Source organism: Collinsella sp. CLA-ER-H11 (assembly GCF_040092445.1).
GTDB lineage: Bacteria > Actinomycetota > Coriobacteriia > Coriobacteriales > Coriobacteriaceae > Collinsella.
In genome coordinates this window covers 1-14,536 of the sequence record NZ_JBBNLN010000008.1, presented here as the reverse complement: position 1 = coordinate 14,536, position 14,536 = coordinate 1, and the positions used below count along the sequence as shown (strand labels likewise).

General features: G+C 58.0%; 11 protein-coding genes and 6 tRNA genes. 2 read left to right on the top strand and 15 right to left on the bottom strand.

Going from position 1 to position 14,536, the window contains the following annotated elements; translation table 11 throughout:
* Window position 1 precedes the first annotated feature (1 nt).
* Entirely contained in the window at window positions 2-430 is a 429-nt protein-coding gene (locus tag AAAX35_RS06815) for a peptidylprolyl isomerase (protein WP_117855062.1), read from the bottom strand.
* Window positions 431-550: 120 nt separating this feature from the next.
* Between AAAX35_RS06815 and AAAX35_RS06810 the strand changes: the two genes are divergently transcribed.
* Both AAAX35_RS06810 and AAAX35_RS06805 read left to right on the top strand, forming a co-directional pair.
* Window positions 551-1,564 (top strand): membrane dipeptidase, encoded by a 1,014-nt coding sequence (locus AAAX35_RS06810; RefSeq protein WP_195239169.1) that lies wholly within the window; start codon window positions 551-553, stop codon window positions 1,562-1,564.
* Between the two features lie 74 nt (window positions 1,565-1,638).
* A complete protein-coding gene (locus tag AAAX35_RS06805) occupies window positions 1,639-2,415 on the top strand; it encodes a SprT family zinc-dependent metalloprotease (protein ID WP_349117154.1) in 777 nt (258 codons plus the stop codon).
* Between the two features lie 6 nt (window positions 2,416-2,421).
* On the opposite strand, the gene folB is transcribed toward AAAX35_RS06805, so the two are convergent.
* From folB to AAAX35_RS06735, 14 genes are all read right to left on the bottom strand, one after another.
* On the bottom strand, window positions 2,422-2,907 hold the full coding sequence (folB, locus tag AAAX35_RS06800) for a dihydroneopterin aldolase (RefSeq protein ID WP_195624795.1): 486 nt from the start codon (window positions 2,905-2,907) through the stop codon (window positions 2,422-2,424).
* Between the two features lie 43 nt (window positions 2,908-2,950).
* Complete coding sequence (locus AAAX35_RS06795) at window positions 2,951-3,532, bottom strand: HD domain-containing protein (protein ID WP_199583454.1); 582 nt, start codon at window positions 3,530-3,532, stop codon at window positions 2,951-2,953.
* Between the two features lie 2 nt (window positions 3,533-3,534).
* Window positions 3,535-4,092: a GTP cyclohydrolase I FolE gene (gene folE / locus AAAX35_RS06790; protein ID WP_022094399.1), complete on the bottom strand. Its 558-nt coding sequence runs from the start codon at window positions 4,090-4,092 to the stop codon at window positions 3,535-3,537.
* A 66-nt stretch (window positions 4,093-4,158) separates the two neighbouring features.
* Window positions 4,159-4,740 carry an anaerobic ribonucleoside-triphosphate reductase activating protein gene (gene nrdG, locus AAAX35_RS06785; RefSeq protein ID WP_152067922.1) on the bottom strand — a complete coding sequence of 194 codons (582 nt, stop codon included), beginning with the start codon at window positions 4,738-4,740 and terminating at the stop codon, window positions 4,159-4,161.
* A 427-nt stretch (window positions 4,741-5,167) separates the two neighbouring features.
* Window positions 5,168-7,390, bottom strand: coding sequence for an anaerobic ribonucleoside-triphosphate reductase (gene nrdD / locus AAAX35_RS06780; protein ID WP_349117153.1), 2,223 nt, complete (start codon window positions 7,388-7,390; stop codon window positions 5,168-5,170).
* Window positions 7,391-8,002: 612 nt separating this feature from the next.
* A tRNA-Val gene (locus AAAX35_RS06775) sits at window positions 8,003-8,077 on the bottom strand.
* 3 nt (window positions 8,078-8,080) lie between these two features.
* Window positions 8,081-8,156: transfer RNA gene (locus AAAX35_RS06770), tRNA-Gly, on the bottom strand.
* 132 nt (window positions 8,157-8,288) lie between these two features.
* Complete coding sequence (locus tag AAAX35_RS06765; RefSeq protein WP_349117152.1) at window positions 8,289-10,022, bottom strand: glycoside hydrolase family 13 protein; 1,734 nt, start codon at window positions 10,020-10,022, stop codon at window positions 8,289-8,291.
* Between the two features lie 178 nt (window positions 10,023-10,200).
* Window positions 10,201-10,276, bottom strand: a tRNA-Gly gene (locus AAAX35_RS06760).
* 42 nt (window positions 10,277-10,318) lie between these two features.
* Window positions 10,319-10,392, bottom strand: a tRNA-Cys gene (locus AAAX35_RS06755).
* A 34-nt stretch (window positions 10,393-10,426) separates the two neighbouring features.
* Window positions 10,427-10,502, bottom strand: a tRNA-Gly gene (locus tag AAAX35_RS06750).
* A 105-nt stretch (window positions 10,503-10,607) separates the two neighbouring features.
* Window positions 10,608-11,354, bottom strand: coding sequence for an anti-sigma factor antagonist (locus AAAX35_RS06745; RefSeq protein ID WP_055286928.1), 747 nt, complete (start codon window positions 11,352-11,354; stop codon window positions 10,608-10,610).
* Window positions 11,355-11,432: 78 nt separating this feature from the next.
* Window positions 11,433-13,778, bottom strand: a complete 2,346-nt coding sequence (locus AAAX35_RS06740; RefSeq protein WP_349117151.1) for a SpoIIE family protein phosphatase — start codon at window positions 13,776-13,778, stop codon at window positions 11,433-11,435.
* Between the two features lie 59 nt (window positions 13,779-13,837).
* Window positions 13,838-13,927 (bottom strand) — tRNA-Leu (locus tag AAAX35_RS06735).
* Window positions 13,928-14,536: the final 609 nt, after the last annotated feature.

The window sequence follows — 14,536 nt, the reverse complement described above, 5'->3', positions numbered from 1 at the left end:
TCTAACCCTCGACCTCGACGAGCTCGATATCAAAGTTGAGGTCCTTGCCGGCCAGCTCGTGGTTGGCATCGAGCGTCACGGCCTCGGGCGTTACGTCGATGACCACAGCGGGGACGGGCATGCCGCTCGGCGTGGACAGGAAAAGCTTCATGCCCTTCTCGATCTGCTCGATGTTGGGAACCTGCTCGGCCGGGAAGGTAATAACCATCTCGGGATTGCGCTCGCCGTAGGCATCGGCAGCAGGAATGTGCACGGTCTTCTTCTCGCCCACTTGCATATCGACAACGGCGGCGTCGAAGCCCTTGATCATCTGACCGGCACCACAGGTGAACTCCAGCGGCTCGCCGCGATCGTAGGAGCTATCGAACTGCGTGCCGTCGTCGAGCGTGCCGCGATAATGAGTCTTGACCTTCTTGCCCTGGTTGGACATGGCAACCTCCGTGATAAGGGCGGCGCACAACGCGGGCCGCCGTGAACATATGGCGCTAACTATACCCTAGTCATACAATTCAATGACAGTTTGCAAAGAAACGCTGCAACCGGAGGAACCATGGCATATCCCGTATTTGACCTACACTGCGACACCGCCGACCGCATCGGCTGGGCCACGCTCGATCTCGACCTGCGCTTTACCGCCGGCACCGACGGTTATTTCCCCGGCGACGAAACGCATCCGCAAGATTTCGACCTCATCGAGGGCAACGCCTGCGCCATCTCGCTCGCAAAGATCGGCAACACGCCGTGGGCACAGTGCTTCGCCACGTTTGTCCCCGACGAGATTCCCACCGCCCACGCCGCGCGCTTCCAGGCGCAGATCATGGCGCACATGAGCGGCCAGGCAATGCTCAACCACGACCGTATGGTCAACGTGCGCAGCGCCGCTGACATTCGCCCTGCGCTCAAAGACGGCAAGGTCGCCTGCATCCACACCATCGAAAACGCCACGTTCTTTGCCGAGGACCCCGCACTGATCGAGGTGCTCAAGAGCCTGGGCGTACTCATGTCATCACTCAGCTGGAACGCGCAGGGACCGCTCGCGAGCGGCCACGACACCCACGCCGGCCTCACCGCCGCCGGCATCGAGGCACTTACGCAGATGGAGCACGCCGGCATGGTACTCGATGTCTCCCACCTCAACGACGAGTGCTTTGACGAGGTTGTCGCCCACGCCACGCGCCCCTTCGTCGCCAGCCACTCCAACTCCCGTGCAGTTTGCGGCGTTAAGCGCAACCTTACCGACGACCAGTTCCGCACCATTCGCGACATGGGTGGCATCGTCGGCCTCAACTACTGCAGCGAGTTCCTTTCCAACGACGCAACCGACAAGACCGCCGCAGACGTCACCTTCGACCAGCTAGCGGCACATATCGAACACTGGCTCGACCTGGGCGGCGAGGACGTCATCGCGCTCGGCGGCGACTGGGACGGTGCCACGGTGCCCGCTTTCCTCTCCGATGCCAGCATGATGCCCAAGTTCCAGAACATGCTTTCCAAGCATTTTGGCAAGACTGTGATGCAGAAGCTCTGCAGCGATAATGCCCTCGCCTTCTTTGAGCGTTATTAATTTCACACCCCTTGAGCGGGCCGGCATGCCGAACGGTCGACATGCCGGCCCGTCCCCAATCTGAAGGACCGCTTTTGACGCAGCAGTTTACGATTTCCGTATCCCGACCGGATGGGACGCCCATCCCCGTCATCGTTACCAAAAAGCGCGTCAAGAACTTCAACCTACGCGTCACATCGAGCGGCGAGGTCCACGCCAGCGCACCGCTCGGCGCCAGCCGCGAGCGTATCGAAGCGTTTGTGAAGCGCAACAGCGCCTGGATTATCAGCCGACTTGCCCAACGCGAGCAACGTCAGGCGACGACGCGAGAGCCGCTCAGTCCCTCGTCCATCATTGCGCTTTGGGGCAAACCCATCACCGTTCAGGATGCACTCGACCACAACTTTGAGCCCCCCGCACCGCGGCCCAAACAAGCCACGTTCGCAAGCTTTATGGGTACCGACGAGCCAAGTGGGTGCACGCAGGCAAAGCAGCGCACAGCCCTCGACGGCCTAACGCCCAAAGAACTCCAAACCCACATCGACCAGCTCTATACGTCCGAAGTCACATCGGCGCTGCGTGATATGGTGCACGCATACGAAATCGCAATGGGTGTCGCCGTGGCCCGCGTCTCCGTGCGCAGCATGAAAACGCGCTGGGGATCATGCACGCCCAAGACCGGAGCCATTCGCATCGCACGCGAACTTGCCGCCTATCCCATCGAGTGTCTCGACATGGTTGTCGCCCACGAGCTCGTCCACTTGCTCGAGCCAAGCCACAATCAGCGGTTTCACGCCCTGCTCGACACATACTGCCCCAACAATAGAGCACTGTCTCAGCGACTCAAGCAGCCACCCATAGAGACGTATTAGAACCGGTTAGCGCACGCGCTCGATCTCGACACCGCAGCTTGCCAGGGGAAGACCGACGGGCGCCCAAGGCTTATCGAGCTTAACGTGCACGCCAAGCAGCAGGGGGTAACGACGTAGCAGCATCTGGGCCACACCCTCGGCTGCAGCCTCGATGAGCTTAAACGTATGCTCTCGCAGATAGCCATCGACATCGTGGCACACCGAGCCGTAGTCAATCGAGGCGTCCAGGTTATCGTGCTCCCCCGCTGCACGCAGGTCGGCATAGAGCACCAAGGACACGATGAACTTCTGGCCCAGCGCGTTCTCTTCGGGATACACGCCGTGGTTAGCAAAAACCTCAAGACCTTCAACGGTGATGCGGTCGGCATGGCGCAGATCGTCATAGCTCACGTGGGGTACCGCCGTTGCGGTGGATATTTCGCCCCTTCCACGGCGGGCGAGCTCGGCGCCTTCAGTCTTGGTTGCATTCTCGGGCAGTTTCTTGTTGCTCATCGCGATCGTCTCCTTCGTTTAGAACCCCGACCGCGCAAACTAACTACACGCGAATCGACAGGTTCTTTTTATCATCGCTCCAGTTGCAAGCATTGCGCGCGGGGCATGCAAAGCAGGCGCGCGACGCTTTGTCGGCTGCATAGAGCAGACGCTCAAGCGGTTGGCTGTTCACGCGCAGCTTTCGATGGCCCAGAATGGCCGTCTTAATGGCTGCGGCATCGGCCGGCTCAAACGCCACATCATCGGGCATGCCGCCGAGAATCGCATCAGCGACGCGTTCGCTTGCAACATCATGGGATATACCCGATTCATACTGTTCATCTTTGCCGATATCGTGAAGAAGTGCCGTGGCGTAGATGACCTCGCGGTCAAATTCGAGCTGTTCCTCAAGATTCTTGATCCACATAATGCGAGCGACATCGAGCAGATGGTCAATACCGTGGCGGCAGAAGATGCGCCCCGATTCCAACTGTGCAATGTTGCCCAGGTGCCGACGGAACAGCCCGTTGGCACAAATGTAATCAATGCGAGGCATGGCACCAAAGGGAGTCAGGCCCGAAGCCATAAAGCCGCGACGCGACGTCCCCTCATCGGTCTTCGATGTAAAGTCGTTGACGACTCTCATAGTTAGCGTCCCAGCATCCTAAAGAAACGCTCCTCGAGCGCGGGATCGGTCTCAAAGACGCCGCGGCGAGCGAGCGTCACGGTCTTGGTGCCAGGCTTTTGCACGCCGCGCATGGTCATACACATATGCTCGGCTTCCATGAGCACAATCGCTCCCTGGGGAGCGAGATAATCCATGAGAGCGTCGGCAACCTGCGCACACAGCTGCTCCTGCAGCTGTAGACGGCGGGCATAAACCTCAACCGTGCGGGCGAGCTTGGAAAGCCCTGCGACACGGCCGTTGGGGATATAGCCAATGGCAGCCTTGCCGTAAAACGGCAGCAGATGATGCTCGCACAGCGAGTAAAACGTGATGTCGCGCTCGATAACCAAATCGTTCGAAGCGACGGCAAAGGTTTTGGACAGGTGCTCCTCGGCACTCTGGTCCATACCACCGGCGATCTCACCATACATACGGGCAACGCGCGCCGGGGTCTCCAGCAGGCCCTCACGAGTTGGGTCCTCGCCTATGCCCTCAAGCAACAGCTTAATGGCGGCCTCGACTTTTTCCTGATCGACCATCTGGGCCTCACTTTTCCGATTTTGCGTTCGCGCTATGGTACCACGCCCTTTGGCATCGGCCACAAGCTACATAGTATGGGTCGAATAGACCGGATCGTCCCGCCAAAGCTCCACAGCGTCGCAAAGCGCAACGCCCTCGCGCACAGCACGGGCGCGCGTGGCGTTCATATCAATCACGCGCTGATTGCTCGAGCCCCTAAAACGCAATGAGATATCGTACAGATCCTGAACAAACGGGCCATCCACCAACATATCGAGGCAGGCAAGGATACGGTCCGTCGCCTCGGTATGGTGACGACCACCCGGCATAAGCTCCTCGAGCACGTCGCCGGTAAAGCACCAAATGGTCTTGCCCGACCCCGCGGGATAGGCCGCACGCACGCGTTCGATAAAGTCAACAAGCCCCGCCTGATTCTCGGGCTCCATAGGCTCGCCGCCCAGAATCGTCAGGCCATCGATAAAGGGATGGTCGAGGCTCTCGATAATCTTGTCCTCGACGGCACAATCGAACGGCTCACCCGCAGCAAAGTCCCACGCGACAGAGTTAAAGCAGTTCTTGCACCCACGACGGCACCCGCTCACAAACAGAGAAGTACGAACGCCTTCCCCATCAGCAATGTCGAAATACTTAATGTTCGCGTAATTCATAGGTAACTCTCCCGGGAGGCCGGGACATATCATCCCGTCCTCAAACATTCTCGGCCTTCGGCCTGCGAAACTGCGGGCGGGACGATATGTCCCGGCCTCATGCAAAGGGTAACTCAATGAACGAAGCGAACATCGAGTATAGGGTTCGAGGTCCAATAAAAACCTTGTTGCAACTCAACCGCCATCGCAAGCAAAGCGTTGTTGCAAGTCAACTCATTTCCGCTTAGAACTTCGAGGAGTGAGCAGACCGCATGCCGTATCTCAGCTACGTCAACTTGGCTGAGCCGAGAGGGCCGCTTGGGCTTTTGCTCGATATGAGTTCCGCACGCAAAGAAGGCCACTTAATGTGGCCTTCGTCTTGCGCAGGACTGTCCGAAATAGCGAGCAAATGCCCAAGCGGCCCTCCCGGCTCAGCCCCGGAGCGGTATTAGAGATGCAGCACGCGGTCGCGGATCTCCTCGGTTCGGCCCTGGTTCCAGAACTGGGTACCGATGTAGCCGCACGTGCGACGGGCAACATTCATCTTCTCCTGATCGCGGTTGCCGCAGTTAGGGCACTCCCACACCAGCTTGCCGTCATCCTCGACAATCTTGATCTCACCGTCGTAGCCGCACACCTGGCAGTAGTCGCTCTTGGTGTTGAGCTCGGCGTACATGATGTTGTCGTAGATGTACTGCATCACGCGAATGACAGCCTTGAGGTTGTCCTGCATGTTGGGAACCTCGACGTAGGAGATGGCACCGCCCGGCGAAAGCTGCTGGAACATGCCCTCAAACTTAAGCTTATCGAAGGCGTCGATCTCCTCGGACACGTGGACGTGGTAGCTGTTGGTGATGTAGCCCTTGTCCGTCACGCCCGGGATGATGCCAAAACGACGCTGCAGGCACTTGGCGAACTTGTAGGTCGTCGACTCAAGCGGGGTACCGTACAGCGAGAAGTCAATATCGCTTTCGGCCTTCCACTCGGCGCACTTGTCGTTCATGCGCTGCATGACGGCCATGGCAAACGGCGTGCCCTCCTTCTCGGTGTGGCTGTGGCCCGTCATGTACTTGACGCACTCGTACAGGCCGGCATAACCCAGACTAATGGTGGAGTAACCGCCCACGAGCAGCTTGTCGATCGTCTCGCCCTTCTTCAGACGAGCGAGGGCGCCGTACTGCCACAGAATCGGTGCGGCGTCAGAAAGCGTACCCATCAGGCGCTCATGACGGCACAGCAGGGCACGGTGGCACAGCTCAAGGCGCTCGTCGAAGATCTTCCAGAACTTATCCATATCCTGGTGCGAGCTCAGCGCGACATCGGGCAGGTTGATGGTCACGACGCCCTGGTTAAAGCGACCATAGTACTTGGGCTTGTTCGGGTCGTAGTTCAGCGCGTTGGCAACGTTGTTAAAGCCGTTGCCCGAGCGGTCGGGCGTCAGGAAGCTGCGGCAACCCATGCAGGTATAGCAGTCGCCGTTGCCCGCGGTCTCGCCCTTCGACAGCTTGAGCTCGCGCATCTTCTTCTCAGAGATGTAGTCGGGCACCATACGCTTGGCGGTGCACTTCGCAGCCAGCTGAGTCAGGTAGAAGTACGGGGAGTCCTCGTAAACGTTATCGTCCTCGAGTACATAGATAAGCTTGGGGAACGCCGGGGTGATCCACACGCCGGCCTCGTTCTTAACGCCCTCATAGCGCTGACGGAGCGTCTCCTCCACGATCATGGCAAGGTCGTGCTTCTCCTGCGCCGAGCGAGCCTCGTTGAGATACATGAAGACCGTCACGAACGGCGCCTGGCCGTTGGTGGTCATAAGGGTCACGACCTGATACTGAATCGTCTGAACGCCGCGACGGATTTCGTCACGCAGGCGATCCTCAACAACCTCGCGGACCTTTTCGGGAGATGCGGAAACGCCGAGCTCCTCGAGCTCGCGGGCGACCTCGCCACGAATCTTTTGACGGCTCACTTCGACGAACGGGGCAAGATGGGTCAGCGAAATCGACTGGCCACCGTACTGGGAGGAAGCAACCTGGGCGATAATCTGCGTCGCGATGTTGCAGGCGGTCGAGAAGCTGTGCGGCTTCTCAATCAGCGTACCCGAGATAACAGTACCGTTCTGGAGCATATCCTCCAGGTTCACCAGGTCGCAGTTATGCATGTGCTGGGCAAAGTAGTCCGAATCATGGAAGTGAATCAAACCCTCATTGTGAGCATCCACAATCTCCTGGGGCAGCAGCACACGCTGGGTCAGGTCCTTGGAGATCTCGCCGGCCATGTAGTCACGCTGAACGGAATTGACGGTCGGGTTCTTGTTGGAGTTCTCCTGCTTGACCTCTTCGTTGTTGCACTCAATCAGCGACAGAATCTTGTCGTCGGTCGTGTTCTTCTGGCGCTTCAGGCTCTGAACATAGCGATAGATGATGTAATGGCGAGCGACCTCGTAGCAGTCGAGACGCATGATCTCGTCCTCGACCAGATCCTGGATCTCCTCGACCGACACGGTGTGGCCCGCGTTCTCGCATGCCTCGGCGACGTTTTGTGCCGCGTAAACCACCTGGCGGTCGGTAAGACGAGAGCTCTCCTCGACCTCCAAGTTTGCGGCGCGGATGGCATTGACGATCTTATCGATGTCAAAGACAACCTCGGTGCCGCTGCGCTTGATGATCTTCATCCTCTTGCCTCTTTCGCATCGTAGCCTCATCGCGCTTCAGAGCCAAACGATACCCGGCAGGGCTTGCCCCTGTCTTGCGGCGCCGTCGCGCAATCTGTGTTCTCGATAAACCATAAGCCTCCATGCGGACATTCCCTGGAGCCGATCAAGCGGCTCAAGGACACGTTCAAAAGAGGCAGTTAAGGTCTTCGTTCTCTGTCCGCCATCTATCATACGACAAAGACGCATCTATATCCTGTATTCTTTTTTTAGGTCAAACACAACATATAGTGTTTCAGCAGGTCAAAGCAATTAGTCATTTTGCAGACGCATTAAAAATGAGGGGTTCTTGGCAAGTCGGTAAAACGTTACCAACACGGCTACCTGCATGGCAGTTATAAAACCCCCTTAGTCAAGCCGCTGACAAATCCTACCAAAACCAAACCGCTCACGCCAAAAGAATCCAAAAGATTGTGCTTGACCAACATGTTGCGGTCACGGTCGGCCAGGACGTATGCAACCTGCCGGCACCTCTACGGGAACCTTGGATCAATATTTGCTGGCATATTTGACGGCGTGCTTGGTAGCAAAACAAAACAGCTCAGAGGACATAGCCTCTGAGCTGCGAACATTTGGTGGGCGTTAGAAGATTTGAACTTCTGACCTCTTCCGTGTCAGGGAAGCGCTCTCCCCCTGAGCTAAACGCCCAAATGGAGCGGACAACGGGGCTCGAACCCGCGACCCCAACCTTGGCAAGGTTGTGCTCTACCAACTGAGCCATGTCCGCTTACGAGGATTAATCTTACGTGATGCCCGCATCCTATGCAAGAACTTTTTTTGAAAAGTTTTGCGACGCTCTCGCGAGGGCATCAGTCGTCACGAAAGGCGCGAACAAACGCAGGCTCGCAGCGAGATGCCCCTACATCTCACCGAGCATGATCCAGGCAGAGCTGTCCTGCGCGAGCCTGCCGTCTGCAAGCGGTGATGAGGTGAGCAGGACCCTGCCCGCCGGCAGCTCCACGGGTGCTGCACCGAAGTTCGTCACACACGCCCAGCCGTTATCGCGACGATAGGCGATGACGCCGCCCTCAGCGCCCTCGGCACCATCCGCAAGACCGGTGCGCCCGTCAAGATCGAGCCACGCAAGATCGTTGGCGCACCCGCGCAGCTTGCGCCGCAGCCAGAGGGCGTCACGATAGAGCGCAAGCATCGATGTCGGGTCCACTTCTTCCCTATCGGCAGCATAATCGGAAAACCATGCAGGCTGCGGCAGATGGGGCGCCGCGTCGGCGTCTGCCGGCGAAAACCCAAACGATCCGCCATGCGCGGGATCGTCCGCCGCCACCCACGGCAGGGGCACACGACAGCCGTCGCGCCCCTTCTCACGCTTCGGTCCGTGCGTATTGGTCGCAGTAGGGTCTTCGAGTGCAGCCCACGGGATATCAGCCACCTCAAAAAGGCCGAGCTCCTCACCCTGATACACGTATGCCGAGCCCGGAAGCGCCAGCTCAAGCAAAAGGGCCGCCCGCGCGCGGCGCTCGCCGAGTTCACGGTCCTCGTCATAAGACGACCCGTCGCGCAAGAGCCAGTCGAGCGCAATCTGGTGGTAGCGCGTCGCCTTGATTTGCGGCAGGGCATAGCGTGTCGCCACGCGCGGCACGTCGTGGTTGGAGAGTACCCAGGTCGAGGCGGAATCGGATTCGACGGCTGCCTTCAAGCCCTTCTCGATTGCAGTGTGCATGTCATCATAGGTCCAAGTGGCCTTGGCAAACTCAAAGTTGAATGTCTGGCCAAGCTCGCTGGGACGCGCGTAGAGATACTGGCGCTCGGGCAGCACCCACGCCTCGGCAACGGCACTGCGCGGCGGATTATAGCGGTCGAACACGCGGCGCCACTCGCGATAGATCTCGTGGACCTCATTGCGGTCCCACAGCGGATGGGTGCCGTCGTCAACCATGTCATCGCCCTCGGCGAGATGCCACCGGTCGAGGTCATCGCGGTCGAGATCCTTGGCGAGACCCTGCGCCACATCAATGCGAAAGCCGTCGACGCCTCGATCGCTCCAAAACGCCAGGACGTCGCAAAAGAGCGCGTGAACCTCAGGGCATGACCAGTCAAAGTCCGGCTGCTCGGGCGTAAACATGTGCAGATACCACTGACCGTCCGCAACACGCGCCCATGCGGGGCCGCCAAAGTTGGCATTCCAATTGGTGGGAGGCAGCTCGCCATGCTCGCCGCGACCATCGCGGAAGATATAACGGGCGCGTTCGGGCGATCCGGGGCCGGCGGCAAGAGCGGCTTTGAACCAGGGGTGCTGGTTGGATGAATGGTTGGGCACGATGTCGACGATGACCTTGATGCCGCGCGCGTGAGCCGCAGCGATCATGTCATCGAAGTCGTCAAGCGAGCCGAGACGTGGGTCGACATCGCAGTAGTCCGCCACATCATAGCCGCCATCGACAAGAGGCGAAGGGTAAAACGGGCTCAGCCAGATGGCCTCGATACCCAGCCGCTCAAGATAGTCCATCTGCTGGGTAATGCCCGCGATATCGCCCAGACCCGAACCAGTCGAATCCTTAAACGAGCGCGGGTAGATCTGATAGATCGCGGCATCGGACATCCATGAGCGCGAAGAAGACTTTTCTGTAGCCATGGGGCGTATCTCCCTTGCAACGAGGTTATGCGAGATGCCCACGATGATACGCCCAAAGCGGACATTCGCGACAAACAACGCCACAGCCACGCCCCAAAACGATCGCTCCCTCGCGGGTTCGAGCCCAGGCGACGGGTACGAAAAAACCCGGCTACCGTAGTAGTCGGGCTGTTACGTTTGGAGCGGACAACGGGGCTCGAACCCGCGACCCCAACCTTGGCAAGGTTGTGCTCTACCAACTGAGCCATGTCCGCATATGTAAAACAAAACGGGCGCCGGAGCGCCCGGATGTTGCCTGGAGGCGAAGCCCGGATTCGAACCGGGGGTAAAGGCTTTGCAGGCCTCTGCCTTACCACTTGGCCACTTCGCCGAAAAAGAACCGCCTAAACGGTCCGGAAATGCAATGGAGCGGACAACGGGGCTCGAACCCGCGACCCCAACCTTGGCAAGGTTGTGCTCTACCAACTGAGCCATGTCCGCTTGCGGGTTATTAATTTACGCGAGTTGTCCAAAAGACGCAAGTACTTTTTTCAAAAAACTTGTCTGCCGCATGTTCTTAATAGCCAAACGCGCTAAAGCGATTGGCTAGGCACACGATTCCAGCGCTCCGCTAAACAGCTTCACCATCTGCACGCGCGTGCCGGCGCCGTCCGTACGACGAGCAACCTCCACGTTATCGACGAGCATACGCATAAGCTTGATACCACGGCCGCGTTCCTCAGATGCAACCGGCTCGCTCGTTTCATCGATAGAATAGCCGGCACCTCGATCAAGCACCTCAACCACAACGCGATCGCCATAGGCCTGAACCGTCAGGACGCACCCGATACCGCCCGCATGGTCATAGGCATTACCCAGCGCCTCCCCCGACGCCAATGCGACATCGTAGCGCTCGTCACGGCGCAACGGAAGCGATTCAAGGAGTTCGGCGATGCGATGTCGGTAGTATGGAAGATTCTCGATACCCTGACGGACCTCGACGCTCTTACTCCAGCGAGGCAGCTCCCCCACCGGAATGGCGGGAATAGACTCCCGTGCCGGCCCCGCGACATGAAGGATATCGACAAGACGAGCAATCTCCAAAAAGCGAACAACTTCACCTGATGCATTGACGAGCGAAAGCAGGCCTTCTCGCCTCATGAGCTCACGAGCGCGCGTAAGCAGGAATGCCAAGCCCGTCGAATCGATAAAGCTAACAGCCTGACAGTTGATGACAACACGACGCACGCCGCGGCCAATCAAAGCATCCAACCGCCGACGCAGCGCAGGCACCGTGGCGATGTCGATATCGCCTGGTGGCGTCAAAACCGCTATGTCATTCCACTCATTCATACGACCATGGTTCCCCAAAAAAGCCCACTCGATGCATTCGTTTCCCCAACCGTGCGGATTCAGCCCGTTCAGCGCCGTCTATGAACGACCCCGTAAAAACTCAAGGGACACCAATGCAATGTCATCGTCCAGCGCCGATTCGGTAAATCGGTCAAGCTCGCCCAAGACCTTGCCGCAAATGCCCGACACGCCCTCCCCCGAAACAGAAAGCAGAAGATCGCGCAAGCGCTGCTCGCCAAAGAACGCTCCGGTGCGGTCGCGGGCCTCAATCGTTCCATCCGTATACATGAAGAGCATGTCGCCGGGGGCGAACGTAAACACGCCTGTCTCGTACACCATACTCTCAAAGGCACCGATTACACCCGATTGGCATCCAAGTAGCTCGACCTCTCCCCCACGAGCCTCGCCGCCACCCAGTGGCATCGACTCTGGCCTGATGACCATGGTCGGAGGATGGCCCGCCGAACAATACGTTGCGCGTCCGGCTTTCAGGTCAATCTTGGCGATAAAGGCTGTCACGAACGTCTCGACCCTCGAAAAGCCCATGAGCATACTGTTAAGGGAGCGTGCCATGCGGGCCGGTCCAGCGCCCTCCCACGCATATGCCGTCAGGGCCGTCTTGACGAGCGCGGACATCGATGCGGCCTCAATGCCTTTGCCAGACACATCACCCAGAATCATGACGGCGCAGTCGTCGGGAAGACGGATGAGCGTATAGAAATCGCCGCCGACCAACGCCGAGTTCGTGGCCGACAGGTACACCGAATCGGTTGCGATACCCGGAACATCCCCCAGGGAATTTCTCATGCCGATCTGAAGTGTCTGAGCGATATGACGCTCCTCGCGCTTTTGAGATTCACCTTCGTAGATCAGTTCAAAGTCATGCGCCAAGTGCACCAAGTAGTCATATTCAAGGTCATCAATCGGCTCTTGGCTGCCATCACGAAGCAGTAGCGCGCGCGTCGTCGGGCTCTTCGCAACAGAAGCAGGAACAATTGCGTCGTTACTGTGCTTGCCATCACCCTTAGAGCGTGGTCGCCCCGCCTCGATGCCGGAGTCGACGTAGAGACCTTGACAAGGCAGACCATGCGCCCTAAGCCAGCCTCCCATAGGCATCGATTCGTCAACGCGAGTTATACGGACGTGTTTAAGGTCCTCGGCACTCGTACCGCCCAAAACAGATGCCTCAAAGCCATCAGGGCCAGCCCCCAGACGTGCCGCTGGCGCCGTCGTGGAAAAGAAAAGCTTCTCGGGATCGTCCGGCAAAGCAACGCGACTGCCGCCTTCAAAATCTATGACGTAGGAATCCAGACTGGCGTCATACTCAACAGGGCAAAAATGGCAGTTGAGCATATTGCAGATCTCGGACGATACCGCCTGGGTAGCCGCGACGGAATCGTCTAGAAAGGTAAACAACTCATCACGTAAGACATTGAGCGAGCGGCCAAGCTCGGCCGTGCGACGGGAGCGAAGACTCGATGCCATGCCGACCAGTTGGATAGACAAGTAATCGCAAATGACCTCGAGTACATTAACGTCATAGGCGAGCGGTGCCTGAGGGCGTTTCCAACCAACTTCCAGCACGCCAAGGATCTGCGTACCGTAAAAAACGGGAAGACAGATCTCGCTGCGGTACGGAGGCATATCCTGCATACGCAACAGGTGCTTAGAACGATTGTCCAGGTCCATAAACATACCGGAGGCGGCCTTATCACCCTCAAGGTCCTGTTGAATCGACAAGCGACAGGCACGCGACTCACGAAGAACATACGTCGGAATGCCAGCGCCATACGGCAAAAACTCAGGCAGGTAGCTGTCGTACAGCTCCTTGGAAACACCGCGAAGTTTAAAACCGCCGCTCTCCGAAAAATAGATAGCAGCACCCGAAGCATCGAGCGTTCCTACAAGCTGGTTCAAAACGGTATCAAGTAGGCTGGGCAGCTCATCGGAGCCCACGGTACTCATAATGACCGAGAGCGTGCCAGAGAGGCGCTTGTTCGCCACTCTAAGCTCCGAAAGAGCACGCTTGAGCTGACGGTCGTGCGAATACTGTTCTTCGATGCTATGGAGCGCCACCAGGACACGTGGCGCGCGGCGCCCAAAGATGCGTGGAGGCGTTACGGAGCCCGCACGAACCAAGACGGGGATAAAGGAGCCGTCACTCAGCTTGAGCATCAGTTCGTTCTCGGAGCCATCAGTTTCAAATGGCAGACGATGTTCCGTCGCACGTTCAAAAGCGGACGAGTACAGGACGTCTTTAACATCTCCACCGATGACGTCGGCGCGTTCCTCGCACATCAAACCAAGTAAGCGATTATTCACATGCAGAATGGTTCCGTCGAGCTCGCAGATGATGACAGCATCGCTCGTGATCTCGACTAGTTGGGCAACGTCTGCCCACTCGTTGCGTTCAAGCGTTTCCATCGTGGACCCCACCGTCTATCGGTAACAAAAAAGCCTCCGAAGAGGCTTCTCAAATGCGATGGTGTCGGAGGCGGGACTTGAACCCGCATGACCAAAAAGCGGTCACTAGCACCTCAAGCTAGCGCGTCTGCCAATTCCGCCACTCCGACATGCTATGTTGTTGATTCGCGGTTCGTTTTGTTAGACCCGCGCGTTCAACGAGGAAGATAATAACCTATGATTCGAGAACTGTGCAAGCACTTTTTTCAAAAAAGTTTACGAATTTGTAAATGCGCAGGTAAACTGACCTGTTCGGGCCGGAATGAGGTTGCTTTCCAACGCGTCCTCGGGCATGCGGCATTATTTTGCTCCGCGCTTCGCGCTACAAAATAATGCCGCCCCCTGCGGAATGCGTTGGAAAGCAACCTCATTCCGGCCCTAGGAGTATGTACTCCGGACACAGTTCTCAAACATGTTCTGGGGCTGATATATATTTGGTGGCTCGGCTTTGCCGAGCCCTTATATGGGGAGGCCGGAGCCAAAGCTCCGGCCTCACTCAATTTCTTATTAAATTAAGTGAGCGATCAGGGAATCGCACTCTCCCTGCCGAGTTACCCCAGGGCCCGCCCTGAAGTTATTTTTCAGAACACTCCGCACTGATATTTTCTGTATTGAAGACGTCGATGGTGCACCCGTATACCATTGACGTCGACACCATCAGATGCGGACCGCGCGGTGACCCCACATTCCGCTGGCGCCCACAGGGCTGCCCTCGTTTC

Excerpts from the sequence above, each read along its gene's own strand:
- AAAX35_RS06740 (WP_349117151.1), bottom strand. The coding sequence starts at position 13,778 with ATGGAAACGCTTGAACGCAACGAGTGGGCAGACGTTGCCCAACTAGTC.
- nrdG (WP_152067922.1), bottom strand. The coding sequence starts at position 4,740 with ATGAATTACGCGAACATTAAGTATTTCGACATTGCTGATGGGGAAGGC.
- folE (WP_022094399.1), bottom strand. The coding sequence starts at position 4,092 with ATGGTCGATCAGGAAAAAGTCGAGGCCGCCATTAAGCTGTTGCTTGAG.
- AAAX35_RS06810 (WP_195239169.1), top strand. The coding sequence starts at position 551 with ATGGCATATCCCGTATTTGACCTACACTGCGACACCGCCGACCGCATC.
- AAAX35_RS06765 (WP_349117152.1), bottom strand. The coding sequence starts at position 10,022 with ATGGCTACAGAAAAGTCTTCTTCGCGCTCATGGATGTCCGATGCCGCG.
- AAAX35_RS06815 (WP_117855062.1), bottom strand. The coding sequence starts at position 430 with ATGTCCAACCAGGGCAAGAAGGTCAAGACTCATTATCGCGGCACGCTC.
- folB (WP_195624795.1), bottom strand. The coding sequence starts at position 2,907 with ATGAGCAACAAGAAACTGCCCGAGAATGCAACCAAGACTGAAGGCGCC.
- AAAX35_RS06795 (WP_199583454.1), bottom strand. The coding sequence starts at position 3,532 with ATGAGAGTCGTCAACGACTTTACATCGAAGACCGATGAGGGGACGTCG.
- nrdD (WP_349117153.1), bottom strand. The coding sequence starts at position 7,390 with ATGAAGATCATCAAGCGCAGCGGCACCGAGGTTGTCTTTGACATCGAT.
- AAAX35_RS06745 (WP_055286928.1), bottom strand. The coding sequence starts at position 11,354 with ATGAATGAGTGGAATGACATAGCGGTTTTGACGCCACCAGGCGATATC.